The organism is Enhygromyxa salina, from assembly GCF_002994635.1.
Classification (GTDB): domain Bacteria; phylum Myxococcota_A; class Polyangia; order Nannocystales; family Nannocystaceae; genus Plesiocystis; species Plesiocystis salina_B.
In genome coordinates, this window is sequence record NZ_PVNL01000079.1 from 1 (window position 1) to 18,080 (window position 18,080).

11 protein-coding genes are annotated in these 18,080 nt (G+C 66.2%); 7 read left to right on the top strand and 4 right to left on the bottom strand.

Annotated elements, in window-relative coordinates; translation table 11 throughout:
• The 4 genes from ENSA7_RS45065 to ENSA7_RS20490 all read left to right on the top strand — a co-directional run.
• The coding region (locus ENSA7_RS45065) for a hypothetical protein (protein WP_219908021.1) at positions 1-284 on the top strand (284 nt) is incomplete at its 5' end.
• 413 nt (positions 285-697) lie between these two features.
• Entirely contained in the window at positions 698-4,384 is a 3,687-nt protein-coding gene (locus ENSA7_RS20480) for a type VI secretion system Vgr family protein (protein ID WP_146157925.1), read from the top strand.
• On the top strand, positions 4,381-5,397 hold the full coding sequence (locus ENSA7_RS20485; RefSeq protein ID WP_106091006.1) for a hypothetical protein: 1,017 nt from the start codon (positions 4,381-4,383) through the stop codon (positions 5,395-5,397). The genes ENSA7_RS20480 and ENSA7_RS20485 overlap by 4 nt, the downstream gene beginning before the upstream one ends.
• Positions 5,398-5,417: 20 nt before the next feature.
• Positions 5,418-6,539, top strand: coding sequence for a CpcT/CpeT family chromophore lyase (locus tag ENSA7_RS20490; protein WP_106091007.1), 1,122 nt, complete (start codon positions 5,418-5,420; stop codon positions 6,537-6,539).
• Positions 6,540-6,638: 99 nt separating this feature from the next.
• On the opposite strand, the gene ENSA7_RS43965 is transcribed toward ENSA7_RS20490, so the two are convergent.
• From ENSA7_RS43965 to ENSA7_RS20510, 4 genes are all read right to left on the bottom strand, one after another.
• Positions 6,639-6,806: a hypothetical protein gene (locus tag ENSA7_RS43965; RefSeq protein WP_181233940.1), complete on the bottom strand. Its 168-nt coding sequence runs from the start codon at positions 6,804-6,806 to the stop codon at positions 6,639-6,641.
• 75 nt (positions 6,807-6,881) lie between these two features.
• The gene (locus ENSA7_RS20500; RefSeq protein WP_181233941.1) at positions 6,882-8,033 is read right to left on the bottom strand and encodes an STAS domain-containing protein; all 1,152 of its coding nucleotides are present in this window, start codon (positions 8,031-8,033) and stop codon (positions 6,882-6,884) included.
• A 265-nt stretch (positions 8,034-8,298) separates the two neighbouring features.
• Positions 8,299-10,410 (bottom strand): 4Fe-4S binding protein, encoded by a 2,112-nt coding sequence (locus ENSA7_RS20505; RefSeq protein WP_106091010.1) that lies wholly within the window; start codon positions 10,408-10,410, stop codon positions 8,299-8,301.
• The gene (locus ENSA7_RS20510; protein ID WP_181233942.1) at positions 10,407-11,786 is read right to left on the bottom strand and encodes a hypothetical protein; all 1,380 of its coding nucleotides are present in this window, start codon (positions 11,784-11,786) and stop codon (positions 10,407-10,409) included. Before ENSA7_RS20510 ends, ENSA7_RS20505 begins: the two co-directional genes overlap by 4 nt.
• Before the next feature lie 207 nt (positions 11,787-11,993).
• On the opposite strand from ENSA7_RS20510, the gene ENSA7_RS20515 reads away from it, so the two are divergent.
• The 3 genes from ENSA7_RS20515 to ENSA7_RS20525 all read left to right on the top strand — a co-directional run bounded on the left by ENSA7_RS20515 (position 11,994) and on the right by ENSA7_RS20525 (position 18,077).
• On the top strand, positions 11,994-13,319 hold the full coding sequence (locus ENSA7_RS20515) for a serine/threonine-protein kinase (protein WP_181233943.1): 1,326 nt from the start codon (positions 11,994-11,996) through the stop codon (positions 13,317-13,319).
• 223 nt (positions 13,320-13,542) lie between these two features.
• Entirely contained in the window at positions 13,543-16,281 is a 2,739-nt protein-coding gene (gene tssH / locus ENSA7_RS20520) for a type VI secretion system ATPase TssH (protein WP_106091013.1), read from the top strand.
• A gap of 212 nt (positions 16,282-16,493) precedes the next feature.
• Complete coding sequence (locus tag ENSA7_RS20525) at positions 16,494-18,077, top strand: DUF262 domain-containing protein (RefSeq protein ID WP_106091014.1); 1,584 nt, start codon at positions 16,494-16,496, stop codon at positions 18,075-18,077.
• The last annotated feature ends 3 nt before the right edge of the window (positions 18,078-18,080 follow it).

Below are 18,080 nucleotides of genomic sequence, written 5' to 3' on the forward strand. Positions count from 1 at the left end.
GTGGTGGTGGTGGTGGCGGCTTGGCGACAACTTCAACTCGAAACTCCTCGAGAAGCTTGCCGCTGAACATCCTCTCGTGGAGCGTACCCTCATCCTGGTTCTTCCCTCTGACAGAACTTCGCCTCCACCACAGCATCGCTCAGCAGGTCATCCTCCGTGCCAAACTCACCGTCCCTGCCGGCACTAATGACTCGCAAACCTGCTGGTTCTTCTACCAGACGAAAGCGTTGATCCCAGTAGTCCGCGGGGTCGGCTGCGTCGAGGTTTTTCATTGTGATCCATGAAGTCGGCGGGCACACAGCCATCTCGAAGATGAGTGTACTCTATGGTGCTCCGATGCTGATCGAGCGCCATAGAGTACGCGCTGCGAGCCCTGGGTCCACGTGGCGTGTCTCCGACAATGTACAACACAGCGCTCCCACGCAACATGCCGCGGCCAGTACTCGCCCGATCAGACGTCCACCCGTCTCGATCTTTGCTTCGCTCGGCGGCGCCGGGCAGCGGACGAGATGAGACGTGCACGCAAGCGAAGCGGCGCGGTCGGGTTGTTCACCTCGGGGGCGGTCGGCTAGAACTGTGCGCTTCAAGCCCGCTGTCGTATGTCGACTTTCTGCCTCGGGTCAACCTCGGGCGCGACCTCGGCCCAAGATGAACCTGCTCAGTTGTCCAGTTGGGCGAATATGTAGGCACAGGACCTTTGGGCAGGAATCACTCAATCGCTAGAAAGACGGATAGAGCAGCAAATATCCGCAGAATCGCAGGTCCAGGTGGATCCGCGGCCTCGGGTTCGGACCGCCATCTCGGTGGTGAGCGAAGGCGGCGTGCCCTCGAGGTTGTGTTCGAGGCACGGGAGCTGGCAAGCTCGGTCGTGATGACCACCAGCGACGACGCGGCGAAGCGCCTGCATCCCGTTCACGTTGAGCTGTGGTGCCCAAACGGACCCGATCTGCCCTGGCATGTGATGGAGCTGCGCGGCGAGGAGGCGCTTGCCCGGCCGTTCGAGTTCGAACTCGCGTTGTTCTGCGAAGACGCGGGCGCGGACTTCGAGGCTGCGCTCGGAGCCGACGCCGAGCTGTTGATTGAGCGCGGCGGCCTCAGCCGTATCTGCTATGGAGTGATCGTCGAGGTCGAGGTCGAGGTCTCAGTCCTCGGTGCGCCCGAACACCAGGGCGTCAGGGTCCGACTCCGGCTCGCACCCGCGTTTCGGCTACTCGAACAGGAAGTCGACACCCGCTTTCACGCGGGCCAGACGGCGCTCGAGATCCTCGCCGAGCGTCTGGGAGAAGGACTCGCTCGGTACGGCCGCAGGGTCGACTTCGAGTCCCGGATTGCCGGCAGCTATGATCGGCGGGATTACTGCGTGCAGTTTCGCGAGTCGACCTTCGACTTTTGCAGCCGCTTGATGGAGGAAGAGGGCATCGCTTATGTGTTCGTGCCAGACTCCGGCGGTCAGCGCGAACTCATGGTCCTCGTCGACAACAACGAGGCCTACGCCGCCGTCGAGCTGCTGGCCCCCGAGCCCCTGACGATCGTGTCGCACGCGCCCGACGAGCTCGACCACGAGAGCCTCCTGCGTCTCGACTGGCGCGGTCGTCGAACACCGAACCGCGTCCTGACCCGCGGGTACAACTACAAGCTGCCAAGGCGCGTCGACGAGGGCATCGCGGAGGCCTTTGAGCACCACAACCCCGACGTTCGCAAATTCGCGCTCGATGGTGAGCGCCGCCAGATCATTGACGATCCCGTCAATGATCCCGAGGCTCAAACCTTCGACGGATCCGGGTTGGATCAGCGCGGTCGTCAGGCCCGGGTGTTGCTGCAAGGCTTGGTGGTCGACGGCAACGTCGGTCGCGGTCACAGCAACGCGACTGGCTTCGCGGCGGGTGGAGTATTCGAGCTCGCCGAGCCCCGCGCTCCGCTCGAGTCCGAGCTGTTGCTGATCGGCGTCGTCCATCAGGCCAAGCGCGAGGATGGGCAGCCGGCCAGCTACACATACGCCAATCGATTCGAGTGCGTGCCGCGGGCCACGCCGTTTCGTCCAGCCCTGCGCACGCTCAAGCCCCGGGTCCATGGTGTCCAGACCGGTGTGGTCGTTGGCCCTGGCGACGACGAAGTCCACACCGACGCGCTCGGCCGCGTGCGCGTGCGCTTTCACGCGGACCGTCGCGCTGGGTCAGACGAGCAGAGCAGCTGCTGGATCCGCGTCGCGCAAGTATGGGCGGGGCCTGGCTACGGAGCGATGGTGATCCCGCGGGTCGGCATGGAGGTTGTGGTCTCGTTCGTCGACGGCAACCCCGACTGCCCGCTGATCACTGGCTGCGTCTACAACGGCGAGAACGCCCCACCGCGTCCGCTGCCGACCGAGCTCAGCCGCTCGACCTTCAAGTCGAGCTCGACGCCGGGCGGTGACGGCTTCAACGAACTCATGGTCGAGGACGCCAAGGGCCGGGAGCAGATCTTCGTGCACGCCCAGCGGCGCATGGACACCCGCGTGCGCACGGCCGCCTACGAGACGGTCGGCGCCAACAAGGAGCTCCACGTCGGCCCGGCCGGCGACGGCGAGACGGACAGCGGCGACTTCAACAGCATGATCCGACACAACCTCAACGAGCGCGTGGAGGGGAGCCGCTACGAACTAACGGGAGAGGAGCAACACCACGTCAGGGGCGATGTGTTCGAGCGCCTCGCCAATCATAAATACAACGCCGAAGATGCCGCGCTCAACATGGTCAATTTGACCGTCGGTGTGAGTGGGACCAGCGGTCACGCGGCCAACAACTTGGTGTTGTCCGGTAGTGAGTTGTTGAGTATGCAGGCCGGCGAGCGGGTCGTGATTGAGAGCAACAATCACCTCGATCTCAAGGTCGGTGACAGCTTCATCACGATTAGTCACGCGGGTATCGACATTGTCGGTCCGATGATCCGACTCAACTCCGGGGGCGAGTCGTCGTCGGCCTTGTCGCCCGGCAAGATCGGGGACTTCGATCTCTATACCCCGGTCTACGCCGACGTGGCCGATGACGGACGTCCCGGCGGCGGTGGCGGGGCTTCGTCGGGCCGCAGCGCCAAGCGCTCCAACCAGCCGATCACGGTCAATCCCCACGAGGTGCCGCCGCTGGTGCCACCACGCAAGCCGCCGCCGCCCAGCCCCGCGTCCAAGCCCGATCAGCCCGAAGACGAGCGCGCGTTGATCGGGATCGCCTGGTCCAAGCCAGAAGTGTGGTGCAGCGTGGCGACCCAGCTTGTTGGTGGCTTTGACCGCTCCGGCGCGGACAGGACCGAGCGGCTCGTGCTTGGGGACGGAGTCGACGGTTCCGAACTCAACGCGACCCAGTCGCAGCTCGGCACGGGCCTGACATTCTCGGTGCCCGTGACAATCCAGGGGCTGCTTCCCCGCAGCGTCGGCGACACGCTCGAGTCCGAGCGCCCGATCGTGGCGACGCTGGCCGGACATCGCACACCCGTACCGGTGCAGCTGAAATTTCTGACCGAGCTGCCGGCCTACCGATATAAGAGTGGCTTCGGGCGTTTCTCGGTGTGGATGGAGAACGGGGCGGGCTACATTGGCGGGACGATCCCGTTTGTGCGCGGCTGGATGTACTACATCGTCGATCTCACCGATTTCGTTGACGATATGAGGGGGCGCATCGGCGGGAAGATCAATGGGCACCGCAATTGGTGGTACGCGAAGAAGCGGCGCGGGGAAGAGCCTCTCAAGGGCGCTGCCAAGGCCGGCGATCTCTACTACTGGGATGGAAACGCCTGGCTCAATGTGCCCATGCTCTGGGCGAGCCCGATCGGGACCCGGTGCCTGGGTTTTGCCGTGTGGCGGGAAAACGGTGAGGTCAAGACGCAGTATGGCAAGATGCCGTGGCCTGACCCGGTGCCGACCGATTGGCCCGCGACCAATGTTGCGGAGCTGCCTGCGAAACTCGCCGCCTGGGTTGCAGCCATCGAGAACGCATGGTCTGAGAAATTTAAGCTCAAGCGAGTGACCTGCCACGCCGAGACGGCCTGCTGCAGCCATCAGCTGTTCTGTCGGGCGGACTTTGAAGAGGTCCTCGTCAAGGAGCGGGGAGTGATCGTCGTTGCGGCCAACAGCGCGCGCGCCAACGATTCGGCCTGGCGCTGGGACATGGACGACGACACCGCCGCCCACGAGTTTGGCCATCACCTCGGCAACCCCGACGAGTACCCCGGAGCCGGAACTGTGGATCCCACGGTCAATGGCGATGGCGCCACCGCGGGGATCGACCATGACGGACTCATGGGCGGGGGGAGGACCGTCCGCTCGCGCTACTTTGGCACCGTGACCCTCGCGTTCGGTCTCGCCGCCCGCGAGGCGCTCGGCGTGCCCTTCATGTTCAACTTCAAGGTCCAATGAGCAAGCACGAGCCCCCATTCATCCTCGATCTGACGGCGACCCGCGGTCGCCCGATGGACACGCTCTCTCCCGACGAGGACCAGCTCGAACTGCGCGAATGGACGACGTGGCTGCGGATTCGCAGCGACGTCACTGGTTTCGTCGCGCCCACGATCGACCCCGACAGTGACGACGTCACCGGCTTTGTACCGCCGGCCTTCGAAGCGGACGGTCTGGTGCTGCTGGCCATGGCTCGCAGCATGGATGACCGGTCGGGCGAGGCCATTGGCCTGTTTCAAGCTCGCCTCGAGCTCGCGGAGCTCGACGCGCTGCGCCGCACGATCGACACCACGCCATGGTTGGATCTGCCGCGGCCTGCGGGCGGCTACTACGGCGCCCCAACGTTGAGGATCAACTACGAGTGTGGGACCAAGCAGATCTCGCGGGGCTTCTCGACCGCCAGCGGCAACTTCCTCGAGGCGATCGCGCCGCTGTGGCGACTACTCGACAAAGCGATGATGCGCGCGTGTAAGACCGCCGCGAGCACGGCGACGCTCGAACTCGAGCTCGCGTCCGAGCCCGACGATCCCCTGGCGGTGTCGATCACGTTGAGGCTGCGCGCGCGCGGGCTGGGTCACGTCGTGCTGAGCGATCCGCTGCTGTCGGTTGCTCCGGGGCAGCCGCCTCGGCTGCGCGTACGCGTGGGCGAGCTTGATGCCCAGTGCCCCGACGCCGACCCGGCGATATACTTCGAGCTGCCGATCCCCCCGCGAACGGAGCCCGAGTCCCCCGCGTTGCTGCTGCGACCCAACGCTCGCTTCGAGCTGCGCCTGCGCTGGCGCGCGCCCAAGCCCGGCCGCTACCTCATCGAGGCGTCCTGGCAGGACTACCTGGGTCCGGCCGAGCCGCTGCCCGGCCAGACCCCGTTCATGCCGCTATTTCGCACCGGTCCATCGCGGCTCGGGTCCGGGCCGTACCCCATTCGTGGGGCGATGTTCGCTACCGAGTTCATCACCCTCGATGCTTCTACCTGACTCACCAGCTTGGCCACCGCATGAATACGACCACCCGACTGTCACTGGCGCTCGCCGTCACAACCGCTGTCGTCGTGGCCGTCGTCGTGTACCAGGAGTGGCCCGTTTCCTGGCGGCGGGTGCCCGACTTCTCCAACCTCCCCGCCCCCAAGTACGCCAATTCGCCACTCGTCGGCGAGTGGGAGGAGATCGCACGAATCCCCTGTGACGGCGGGCCGGAGTACGAGCCCTTCAACCCGATCCGCGAGCTGGTATTTTGGGCGCCTGGGAGCTTTCGCCTCACGATGGTCCCGCTCGAGACGCGCTACGACTACAACGGAAAATTCGACGTCGATGAGGCAACCAAGGCGCTGAGGATGTTCTCTTTCTCGGGCGTCTATCCCCATGATATCGACGGGGAGGGTAGCTACGAAATCGACTCGACCAACCAGCTAATTTTGCACGACGTTTGGCTCTCTCGCTATTCGAGCGAGGATCCAAACGAACGAGTCCCGCGTGCTTGCGGCCACCGCTTTGTCCCGGGGGGGGACGCATACGGGCGCTTCGATGGTGCGCTGTGGGTCAACGGCATGCTCGACGGGCGCAAAGATTCATCCCGTCGACCACGAGCCGACGGCTCGTTCGACACCATGGAGAATTGCTACCAACCGACCCTCGGCGCGAGCTATGGGGATCATTTGTATAGCGAGCGGAGCACGGTGACAAAGGCTGGCACGTCGACGCCGGTCCGCGGCAATTTCATCTACATTGTGGACCGGGGCAAGGACGAGCGTGACGTGTTGGTGACCTTCTACGAGCCGACCCACCCGGAGAAATGGCTCGGCAGCTGTGGCCCTGATGTCAGGTCGGACGACCTCGCGTACCCCGAACGTGGCCGGGAGCGGTGCAAGCTGAGCCTGCACCGCGAGGGCGACTACGAGCACCAAGTCTGGACCGGCGCCTCGAAGCCGGGCGAGTGCGCGAGCGAGTTCGCGGGCGACGCCTACATGATCACCGAGATGCGTCTGGACGCCGACGCTGTCGAGATCTGGGAGCGCGGCTTCGACGAACAGGGCAATCAAACCTGGGGCAGCGAGGCGCCGACCCACTACGAGCCTGCGACGGACGCCTGGCCCAAACCCAACGCAATAGTCGAGAATTGAGCGAGCGATCTTTGCCGCGCAGGCGTCGCCAGTGCGAATGGCGCTCTTTTGTGGCCACATCTCATACGGCCTAACCGCGGATAACTACGCGCGCTCTCTTCACCCGAGTTCTGCGTATATCTCGGCAAGCCGGACTAGCAGGACCGGGGCGAGATCCTGAGCGCTGCCGAGCAGGTCGCTGTCGACCAGCCAGCCGCGCAGCTGGGTCTCGGCTTGCTTCCACGCGGGGATCAGCGAAGCGCCATGAAACGCGCTGACGATGAGCACCAAGAACGCCATGCAGGCACGCGCAGGACTCCTTGCCGTCCTGCTTCATCCATCATCCTCGGCGGGCATTCGTTCCTACCTGTCCTTTGTGACCTGTCCCCCGGCCCCCGACGCGTTCTCCATCGCTCGTATGGCTGCGTGGAGGGCCGCTTCCAGGGTCGCGTGGGCTGCCAGTCCGCTGAGGTCGATCCCGAGGTCGACGGCGATCCGGGCGGCCTGCGGCGACATACCGGACACCATGCAGCGCGCCCCGAGCAGGCTCACCGTGCGGGCGAGCCGTAGCAATGAGTTGAGCGCTGCGGCGTCGAGCGCTTCGGCGCCGGTCAGGTCGAGGATCGCGGTGCGAGCTCGCCGATCGACCACGGCGGTCAACAGCGCCTCCGTCAGCGCCTCGGCGCGCTGGCTGTCGAGGCGACCGATCACCGGCACCGTCAGCACCCCGGTCCAGACCTGAAGGATCGGCGTGGACAACGCTCGGATGTCCTCGGCCTGGCGCTCGATCGTCTCGAGCTTCCCACGCAGCTCGTCCTCGACGCGTCGGCGGACCTCGGCCTCCTCGCGCAGACGGGCTTCGACCGCGCTGCGCTCTTCCACCTCACGGCGCAGCCGCTCGAGCGCGGCGGCGAGGTCGACCGCGCTCGACTCCGCGGTGAACAGCATGGCGTCGAGGCGATCCTCGACGCTGCGGTCGGAGGGGCGGACCTCGAACTCGTCGAATTCGTCGCCGCGCACGTTAAATCGCGTCTGCTCGGCCCAGCAGTGGGTACCGAACGCCTTGGTGCAGTACCCCGCGAACTTGCCGGCGAGGAATGAAGACCCCCACTCGACGCCCAGGCTCTTTTGATAGATCGGCTCGAACCCGGCGGTGACCCGGAACACCGCGAACTTGCGCGCGTGGTCGAACTCCACGACCTGCCAGCGGCCGAGCCCGCCGAGCGGGGTCAAACTCCCAAGCACCGCGACGCCGACCTCGGGCGCCGGCATCTGCGAAATGAAGGTGAGCCACTCGCCCTCGATGCTGCTGCGGCCCGCGGCCTGCATCGCCAGCTCGAAGCGCTCTCGCCCGACCATGCGCTCGACGCCCCACATCATCCCAGCGAGCGTGCTCTCGACCAGGAGCGCCGCCACCGGCATGTCGTTCATCAGCATCAGGTCACGCTCGCGGTCCCACGTGTACCGCACGCCGTCGATCTCGAACTCGTTGGGGTTGCCGGTCGCCGCAGACATCAAAAGTCCTGGCATCCGGTGTACCCGATAGGTGCCGCCGCGGGGAACCCCAGAGCAGCATTTGGCCGCTGCCTCGCTCACGAGCACGATCGCGCCCGGTCAGGCAGCCGTTGCCGACCGCGACGGTGGCCTCGCGCGCGCGCACGTGGGCCCGGGAGGGGCGGGCCGCTGAGGGTCACGCCGAGGCTTTCGGCGTGCGGCTCCGCATCGTTCAGCGCCACGCCGAGCACCGCGTGAACCACCTTCGTCAGCGCCGCGGCACGACTCAGATGTCCGCGGTGCGCATGTACATCGGCTGGGCCAGCAACCACAAGCTAAGCAGGCTCATGGCGATCATCCCCAAGATCATCACCAGGTGCACACGAAAGCTCGCCTTGCGATCCCCATCATACACCCGAAACGCCTCACGCTGCGCGACAAAGATCCCATACGCATGCCCAACCACGATCAGCGCAACCTGCAGATACCAGATCGTCTCCGGCGTCCACAGCGAGGTCAGCGGCGCGTGGGCGGTACCAAAATAATCCGTACCCCAGCCCAGCGGATCCGAGATCAACCGCCGCAGCTTCGACCACTCCCAGAACACATGCGTCGCGTTGTGGGCCAGGTGATAAAACAGCGCGATCGGCAGCAACGTATACGCAAACCGAATGAACAGCTTGCGCACCGACACGTCGCGGCGCCCGCTAGCGAGCCGCATACCCACACACAGGCCCCAGTAGCACACCCCGGGCCCCACGATGCACGCGAGCATCATCAAGGTGAAGGTCAGCACCCCGCCGTCGCTCCCGCTAAACAGCGAGCCAGTGCCGAGCAGATCACTGTCGACCAGCCATCCGCGCAGCTGGGTCTCGGCTTGCTTCCACGCGGGGATCATCGAAGCGCCATGAAACGCGCTGACGATGAACACCAAGATCGCCATGTAGGCCTCGTCGATCTTGGCCCGGTGCGGGTGCAGCAAGTCAGCGCCGCTGCTGCGCACGTTCAGCGCGATGTTGTCGTGGGGGCAGCTCTTGACGCACTCCGTGCACAGCGTGCAGTACTGGTTGTCGTTCATCGCGCCCATGTACTCGCTGGTGGGGCACGCATAGCCCACGCCCTCGCGCCCGTGGACGCAGTCGGAGGTGGTGCAGCTGCGGCACACGGCGTTGTCGCGCCGCCGCAGCTCGAGCATGCCCATGGTGGCGTACTGGCCCGACACCCGGCCGACAAAGCACACGTAGCGGCACATGGCCTTGCGGTCGAACAGCACCAGACACAGCCACGCGAGCGCGACCATGAAGATCGCAAACATGGAGGTCAGCCACGGGCGGTTGGCGGCGTCGTAGGCGAGCTCGAGCCAGGTCACGAACGCGAACAGCACGATCGCTGGCCACATCCACAGGCGAAACCGCGGGTAGCTGAGGCCGAGGGTCTTGATCTTGCGGACCGCGACCAGCGAGCGGCGCATGATCCAGTCGGGGATCGCCGTCCACGGGCACATGAAGCACCACAGGTTGCCGGCGAACATCACAACGAAGATCAGGCCGATCCACCAGATGTTCCAGGTGAGCACGGGGGCGATGTTGCGGCCCGGCTCTTGGCTGCCGATCAGGCCGGCGACGATCACGGCGAGGAAGCCGATCACGACCGGCAGCTGCACGGCCGGCTGAAACCACCGGCTCTTCATCGCGCGGCCCAGCCACGTGAATCGGGTCAGCTCGAACCGCCAGTAGGGTCGCTGCTCGCGGGTGCCACCGCCCCCGGTTCCGCGTGGATCCTTGCGCTTGCCGTAGCGCTCGAACAACACGAACGAGAGCAGCAAGATCAGGCCCAGACCAACGTAGACGACCTCGTTGGGCAGGCCGGGCATGAGGTGGACGTACGCCTTGGTCTTGACCTTCTCGGCGTCGTCGAAGGCGCTGGGATCGAAGAACCCGCCCTGGTCGAGCGCGGTGATCGTGGCTTGCGGGAGCCCGAGCTCGGCCTCGCCGTCCTCGAGGATCAGCGCGCCCGAGGCGGTGCGCTTTTGGCCAAAGCGATCGACGGTGACGCCGTCGTCGGTCGTGCGCTCGGGGGTGATGTCCTCAATCGGCGGCATCGGGGGCGCCGCGCTGGGCTCGCTGTCGGGATCGGGCCGATCAGGGGTGATGTCTTCGACCGGCGGCATCGGTGGGGTCCCGCGCACGGCCGTGTGCACCTTCTCGACCAGCTCGAGCTCGGCGCCCGGCGACTCGGCGTGGACCTCGTGGGCGATCATCCAGACCAAGCCCAAGACCCCGAGCATGAGGGCGAAGGCCCGCGCGAACCGGCCACCTCGCAGCAGCTCGAGCGGGTCGTCGGGCTCGGGCTCCGGCCCGAACTCCGGGACGACCGGCAGGTGGATCCGCGGCTTCATCCCTGCACCTCGATCAAGTGGATCACGTCCGGTGCGCGACTCCAGGTGTGCGGCAGCTGTGGATCCACGGCCGGCGCGGAGTCGCTGAGCTCGATCGGAGCGAGGGCGACCGCGTCACACGGCTCGTCGGCATAGTCGAGCTGCGTCCACCACACGCTGCCGTACCCCGGCCCGGCGTTGGCGTAGTTGGCGGGGCCGGCCGCGATCGCGAGCCCAACCCCTTCGCTGTCGAGGGCGAGCGCGTGCGGTCGCAGCGGCTCGGGCCCACCCGCGGCGATCCACAGGCCGGCCTCGTCGAGCCCGTCTAGCCGGCCACACTGGGCGATCGAGCCCGCGTCGGTGTCCCCGGCGAGCACGACCACGCCGCGCTGATCCGAGTCGGCGCGGGCGAGGAGCCAGCGGGGTTGACCGGCGCTGGGCAGCAGGGCGAGCGCGCGGACGATCCACGAGGTGTCGCCGTCGAGGACCGAGAACCCCCGCAGCTGGCAACCACCGTCAAACCACCACAGGCGGGCGTCCTCGCTGGAGCTGACGATCTGCGGGTGCTCGCCGACGACGACCCCACCGAGACCATCGGCGGCGAGGTAGCGCACTCGCTTGTTCATGAACGGGATCTGAGCGACGCAGGTGAGGGTGGGGGCGGCGAGCGACGAGGTGTCGAAGATCGCGACCCGCTCGTCAGCGTCGCACGCGAGCGCGACCGCGTCGGCGTCGGTGTCGAGCGCCGTGATGCTCCACGCGCCAGCGCAGCCCGGATCGGCGACCTGAACGTCGGCCGCGCCTGGGGTCAGCACGAGCAGCTCGCTCGGTTGGGTCCACATGTCATCGGGGACCATGAGATCATTCGCGAACACGGAGATCAGCAGGTCGCCGCTGGCCGGATGGAGCAACATCGAGAGCGGCTCGGTCCGGCTCAAGCCGGTCACGCGCACACCCAGGCCGGTCGCCTCACCGCCGCTGAACCAGTCGTCAACGGACACCCGCGCGCCTGCTTCGTAGTCGCTCAGCCCGGCGGCGGGGAAGCTCAGCAGCGAGCCGAGCTCGCGGGTGGGGTGGTGACCAAGCAGCACGTGCAGCTCGTCACCGTCCCAGGCCAGGCCGTAGGGTTCGTCCAGGGTCGCACCGCTGATGTCGCCGCCGAGGTTGGGATCGAGGTCCAGATCCAGCGAGCCGCGATAGCGAGGACCCGCGCCCGCAGCCGTGAACAGGTCCACGCGATCGTCGAGCGTCTGGCTGACGGCGACGATCGTACAAGCCTCACCGCTGGGGCAGCCGAGCAGCCCGGTCTCGACGACGTCTTGGCCGGTGTCGGTGTTGGTGTCCCCGGTCTCACCCGTGTCGAGGCTGGGATTGTCCGGCAGACAACCCGCGAGCATCAGCAGTACGGAACTCAGCCAAGCGCCTGGACGCATCCAGCGCCGTTATATCAGCAATTTGGAGCGGACGACTGGCGCGACCGGCGAACGCTGCCGAGATCGCCGGGGATCAACGAGATCAAGCGCAGACACTTCGCTGGCGCTGAGCGTCAGGTCCTTGCTTCTGCGTTTGGCAGCCCACGAAATGTCGTCAGGGTTAATGGCACCTTGGCGGCGACGAACGACCTCAACCTGCGGTTTGGAGCGCTCGCGTTGCAGTGCGACTTCATTGACGCGCAGCAGTTCGCCCGGGCCTGCGCGTCGTGGGCGACGCGCGCTCAGGGGTCGCTGGCGAGCGTGCTGGCCGAGCGCGGGTGGTTGACGGCGGCGCAGCGGGCCCACATCGAGAAGCTGCTCGAGGCCTCGCTGGCCGACGGACAGCAGGCGGACGCGGCCACGTTGACGCTGCCGGGCCCGGCTCCGGTCGAGGCCCGCGGCAGCGAGGAGCTCGAGCTCGACTTTGATCTGGAGCTCGATCTGGATCTCTCCTTCGAGGACCTCACGACGCTCGACGAAGCTGGTGGTGGTGACGACCGGCCTAGCGAGGCGTCGATGACCGTCTGCGAGCGGATCAAGCTGACCCAGCTGCACTCTTCGGGCGGCATCGGCGAGGTCTGGCGGGCGTTTGACGAGGTCCTGTGTCGCGAGGTCGCGCTCAAGCGGCTCAGGCACGATCAGGCGTCGCACCCGGATCACTGCGCGTACTTTCTTCGCGAGGCGCAGATCACCGGGCAGCTCGAGCATCCGGGGATCGTGCCGCTGTACGACTACAGCTGCGACCAGGACGGCTCGCGCTGCTTCTACACCATGCGCTTTGTTCAGGGGCGGACCTTGAGCGAGGTGATCTCGGCGTTTCATAGGCGTCGCGTCGAGCTCGGTGAGCCGACGCTGTCGGGGCCGTTCTTTCAGCTGCTCGAGCACTTTGGCAGCGTCTGCAACACGATCGCGTTCGCGCACTCGAAGGGGGTCGTGCATCGCGATCTCAAGGGCGACAACGTGATCGTCGGGGACTTTGGTGAGGTGGTCGTGCTCGACTGGGGCCTGGCCAAGCGCGTAGGGCATGCCGATGATCTCGCGCGAGGCGATCGGGTCGCGGCCAGCTGCGGCGCGCGTGCGCCCGCGAGCTTGGGGGCCGTGACCGCGACGATGCCGGGGGAGCGGCTCGGGACCCCGGCGTACATGGCCCCGGAGCAGGCGCTTGGGCTCAACGATCTCATTGATCAGCGCACCGACGTGTACGGGCTCGCGGCGATCCTCTACGAGATCCTGACCAGTCGGCCGCCGTTTCGGGGTGACGACGTGCTCTCGGTCATGGACGCGGTCGCCCATGAGCCGCCGAGCCGCCCGAGCAAGTGGGTGGCCGACGTACCGCTGGCGCTCGAGCGGATCTGCATGCGAGGACTCGAGAAGTCGATGGATGCCCGGCAACAGTCGGTGCTCGAGCTCGCGGCCCAGGTTCGAAACTGGCTGAGCGAGCTCGCTGGCCGACAGTGATGGGACCGGAGCGGTGACGCTGCGGGGTCGCTGCCGCGCGGTCACGTCCAAACGATCAGCCAGACCCGCAGGCCAGACCGACACGAGCAGATCCGTGATCGGCTGAAAAAACCCAAACCGACTGTTGAGCGCGACCGCTCGGGTCGGGCACACTCGACGCCCCCGGTCGGGCGTTCGCCCTGCCTTCACTCCCACTCGTCGCCCGACCACTCAGGAGCTCCGCATGCGCGTCCAACCAAAAGTCCTCGTCCAACGCCTCAGCCCGATCTGCACGGGGATGCTCGAAGCCGCCGTCGGCCGGGCCGCGCAGGGTCAGTACTACGAGATCGTCCCCGAGCACCTGCTCTACGGAATCCTTGGGCAAGAAGACGCCGACGCGAACGAGATCCTGCAGTTCTTCAATCAGGATCGGCTGCGGCTGCTCGGGCGGGTGGAGAAGACGCTCAAGGGCATGAAGACCGGCAACGCTGGGCGGCCGGTGTTCGCCGAGAGCCTGTTTCAGTGGATCGAAGACTCGTGGACCCTGGCCTCGCTCTTGTACGGCGTGAACAAGCTGCGCACGGGTCACCTGTTGCTGCAGTTCATCGAGCGCTCGTCTCGCTACACCGCAGAGGAGTTCCCGGAGATCGAGGCGATCGACATCGACGTGCTGCGTCGCGACTTCGACGCGATCGTGCGCAACTCCAACGAGATGGACGAGATCGCCGTGCAGGGCGACGGTGGCGGCGCGGTCCCGGCCTCGCAGGCGGGCTCGCCCTCGGCCGACAGCGCGATCGGGCGGTTCACCGTGTCGCTGACCAAGGAGGCCCGCGAGGGTCGCATCGATCCGATCTTCGGCCGCCACCGTGAGATCCGGCAGATCATCGACATCCTCGCGCGGCGTCGCAAGAACAACCCGATCATCGTGGGTGAGCCGGGCGTCGGCAAGACCGCGCTGGTCGAGGGGCTCGCGCTCGCCATCGTCAACGGCGAGGTCCCGGATCTGCTCAAGAACACCGACATCATCAACCTCGACATGGGCCTGCTCAACGCGGGCGCGAGCGTCAAGGGTGAGTTCGAGAAGCGGCTCAAGGCGGTGATCTCCGAGGTCAAGGCCTCGCCCACGCCGATGATCCTGTTCATCGACGAGGCCCACACGATCATCGGCTCGGGCGGCAGCAAGGGGGGCAACGACGCCTCCAACCTGCTCAAGCCTGCGCTCGCCCGCGGTGACCTGCGCACCGTCGCGGCCACCACGTGGACGGAGTACAAGAAGTACTTCGAGAAGGATCCTGCGCTCGAGCGGCGGTTTCAGCCGGTCAAGTGCGACGAGCCGAGCGTCGCCGACACGGTGGTGATGCTGCGCGGGCTGGCCGGCAAGTATGAAGAGACCCACGGGGTCACGATCCGCGACGAGGCCGTGGTCGCGGCCGCCGAGCTGTCGGGCCGCTACATCTCTGGGCGGCAGCTGCCCGACAAGGCCGTGGATCTGCTCGACACCGCGGCCGCGCGGGTCAAGGTCGAGCAGGGCGCCAAGCCGCAGGAGGTCGAGGCGCTCGAGCTGGAGTTTGCCTCCATGGATCGGCGGCGGATCGCGTTGGAGCGCGACATCGCCGAGCACATCGAGGTCGATCAAGACAGCTACGCGCAGCTGCTCGGCGACATCGAGTCGGTCAAGGAGCAGGTCAGCGAGATGACGGCGCGCTGGGTCGCCGAGCGCGACGCGGTCCGGGCGTTCAACGAGGCGTGTGAGCTGCTGCGGGTCGCCGAGCGGGCCGAGGCCGAGCGGGCCGCGAAGGACGGCGACGCGCGCGAGGTCGACCCCGACGAGCCACCACCGATCGCGACCCCCGACGCGGCCGCCGCCGCCGCCGAGCGCGAGGACAGCGTCGCGTCGCTGCGCGCCAAGGTCGAGGCCGCGATCAAGACCCTCGATGAGATCCGTGGCGACAGTGATCCGCTGGTTCACCACGAGTGCGACGCGGACGTGGTGTCCAAGGTCGTCGCCAACTGGACGGGGATCCCGGTCGGCAAGATGAAGGCCGACACGATCGGCTCGGTGCTCGCGCTCGAGGACGTGCTCGGTGGCCGGGTCAAGGGCCAAGAGCCCGCCGTTGGCGTGGTCGCCGAGACCGTGCGGATGTCGTACGCGGGGGTCCGCGATCCAAACACGCCGATCGGCGTGCTGTTGTTCGTGGGCACCAGCGGGGTCGGGAAGACCGAGATGGCGCTGGCCCTGGCTGACCAGCTCTACGGCGGTGATCGCTTCATGACGACGATCAACATGTCGGAGTTCCAGGAGAAGCACACGGTCTCACGGCTGATCGGCTCACCGCCCGGCTACGTCGGGTTTGGCGAGGGCGGCATGCTGACCGAGGCCGTCCGTCAGCGGCCCTACTCGGTGGTCTTGCTCGACGAGTGCGAGAAGGCCGATCCCGACGTCATGAACCTGTTCTATCAGGTGTTCGACAAGGGCGTGCTCAACGACGGTGAGGGTCGGACCGTCGACTTCAAGAACACGATCATCATCCTGACCTCGAACCTGGCCTCGGACACGATCATGCGCATGTATGACGCGGAGGAGCCGCCCAGCACCGCCGACGTCACCGAGGCGATTCGGCCGACCGTGAGCGCGCACTTCAAGCCGGCGCTGCTGGCTCGCATGACGATGGTGCCGTTCCGGCCGATCGGGCCGGAGATCATGCGGGAGATCGCGATCTTGAAGCTGCGCAAGCTGCAGCGGCGGTTGATGGAGACCCACGAAGTCGAGGCCACGTTCAGCGACGAGCTGCTCGACGAGCTGGTGCGTCGGTGCACCGACGCAGACACCGGGGCGCGGAACGTCGACCACACGCTGCGGGCGTCGCTGATGCCAGCGCTGGCGAAGTCGCTGCTCGAGTACATGGCCGAGGGCGAGGTCCCGCCGCGGCTGGAGATCGGTTTGTCGCCCGAAGGTGGGTGGCGGTTCGATTTTACGGACTGAGCGCGTGAGCGTCCTGCGAGCTGCGGCGGCAGCTCTCAGGACGCCGTGTATTTGCCGAGCACCGACGCGAGCCGCTTGGTCATCGGCACCGCTGCTGTCACGACGAGGTTGCCGAGATCAGGTGTAGGCGCAGAGCCTACATCTAGGCGTGCCTGCTCGCCCACCGCTACACTTCCGGTGGACCGCAATCCCATCTGGTCTAGACTGGCCCCATGAAGCTCCCCACGCTTCCGGCGCGGCCGAAGGCCGAGGTTCTCACTGTCGGAGACATCCTCGCCCAGGCTCAGGCTGGACGCTTGCGGGTCCCGTCCTTCCAGACGGGGCTGCGCTGGAAAGTCAAGCAGGTCGAGGAGCTGTTCGACAGCATCCTGCGCGGCTTCCCAATCGGGGGCCTGCTGCTGTGGCAACGCGAGGCCGCGGCCGAGCAGTTGGCGTTTGGCCCGCTTCGAGTCGACGCTCCCGCATGCGCGGATGCTCGCTTCATCGTGGATGGCCAGCAGCGCGTGACCGCTCTCGTCGGCGCGCTCCTTCATCCCGATGAGCCCCCGCTCGCCGGAACGCATGCGCTATGGCTCAACCTTCTCGAAGGCAGCTTCTCTGTGTTGCGCAAGCAGCCGGTCTCGCAAGAGGGATGGCTCCCACTCAATATCATCGGCGAGCGGCGTCGCTTGCAGCACTGGGCACGTGCCGCGAGCTATGGCGAACAGACCGATGAGATCGTCGATCGTGCGTTTCGCATCGAAGAGACGATCATTCGCTACGAACTACCGGCGTATATCGTCCGTAACGCAGACGAGCCCGCGCTGCGGTTGATCTTCAGTCGCGTCAATCACTCTGGCGTGCCACTCAATGAGCCTGAGGTCTTCCAGGCCTTGTTCGGGAGCGAGGGCGAGTCCAAACCGATCACCGCGCTCGCTACCGAGCTCAACCACGAGACTGGATTTGGCCAGCTCCCCGAGGCGTGGCTGTTGCGCTGCCTCAAAGCCATCGCCGAGCTCAACCCAAAGCTTCGGTTTACCGAAGATCGCCCACCACCTGATGAACTGCTCGCCCATGCCAGCACTTCGATGCGAGCCGCGATCCGTTTTTTGCAGCATGAGGTTGGGTTCCTCCATGCCTCGGTCTTACCCTACCGCTTTCCGCTAATCATTTTGGCTCGTTTTTTTCATTGCTACCCCAAACCGGCTGCTCGCAGCCGGACGCTCTTGACCCGGTGGATTTGGCGTGGGGCGCTCGCAAAACTTCATGGCAACAGCAGCCACGCCAACGTCGCTTCACACCTCGATGATATCGGCGACGACGAGCACGAGAGCATCCAGCGCCTGCTCGCGCGTGTACCAAAACGGAGTAAGGTGCCGTCAGCGATCGAGAAATGGAACGGGCAGGCGGCCAGCACGCGCCTTCATGCCGCATGCATGCTGGCTGCTCATCCGATCGATCCTGGCTCGGGTCAGGCCTGGACCGTCGTCGAGTTACTTGGCTGGCTCGCCCAGCTCGAGCAGCCAAACCGGCACATCGGTGAGTTCTTTCGCCGTCCACTGGCGGGGACGAACCCGGAGATCGCAGCGCGTGTATTCCTACCCAAATCGCAGGATGACCTCAGCGACGCATCGGAAGAGGTACTTCACAGCCTCGCTATCGAGGGAGTCGCCGCCGACGCCGTGCGTCGTGGGGACGCCGACGCCTTTGTCAGCGCACGGGTCGAGTTCCTCGACGCGCGCCTGGCCCGACTCATCGAGCTCCGCGCCGCTCCCGACGAGAGCGATCGTCCACCAATTCGCAAACTAACAGGCTGAAGC

Coding starts and splice junctions, on each gene's coding strand:
- ENSA7_RS20485 (WP_106091006.1), top strand. CDS start 4,381: ATGAGCAAGCACGAGCCCCCATTCATCCTCGATCTGACGGCGACCCGC.
- ENSA7_RS20490 (WP_106091007.1), top strand. CDS start 5,418: ATGAATACGACCACCCGACTGTCACTGGCGCTCGCCGTCACAACCGCT.
- ENSA7_RS20500 (WP_181233941.1), bottom strand. CDS start 8,033: ATGTCTGCGGCGACCGGCAACCCCAACGAGTTCGAGATCGACGGCGTG.
- ENSA7_RS20505 (WP_106091010.1), bottom strand. CDS start 10,410: ATGAAGCCGCGGATCCACCTGCCGGTCGTCCCGGAGTTCGGGCCGGAG.
- ENSA7_RS20510 (WP_181233942.1), bottom strand. CDS start 11,786: ATGCTCGCGGGTTGTCTGCCGGACAATCCCAGCCTCGACACGGGTGAG.
- tssH (WP_106091013.1), top strand. CDS start 13,543: ATGCGCGTCCAACCAAAAGTCCTCGTCCAACGCCTCAGCCCGATCTGC.
- ENSA7_RS20525 (WP_106091014.1), top strand. CDS start 16,494: ATGAAGCTCCCCACGCTTCCGGCGCGGCCGAAGGCCGAGGTTCTCACT.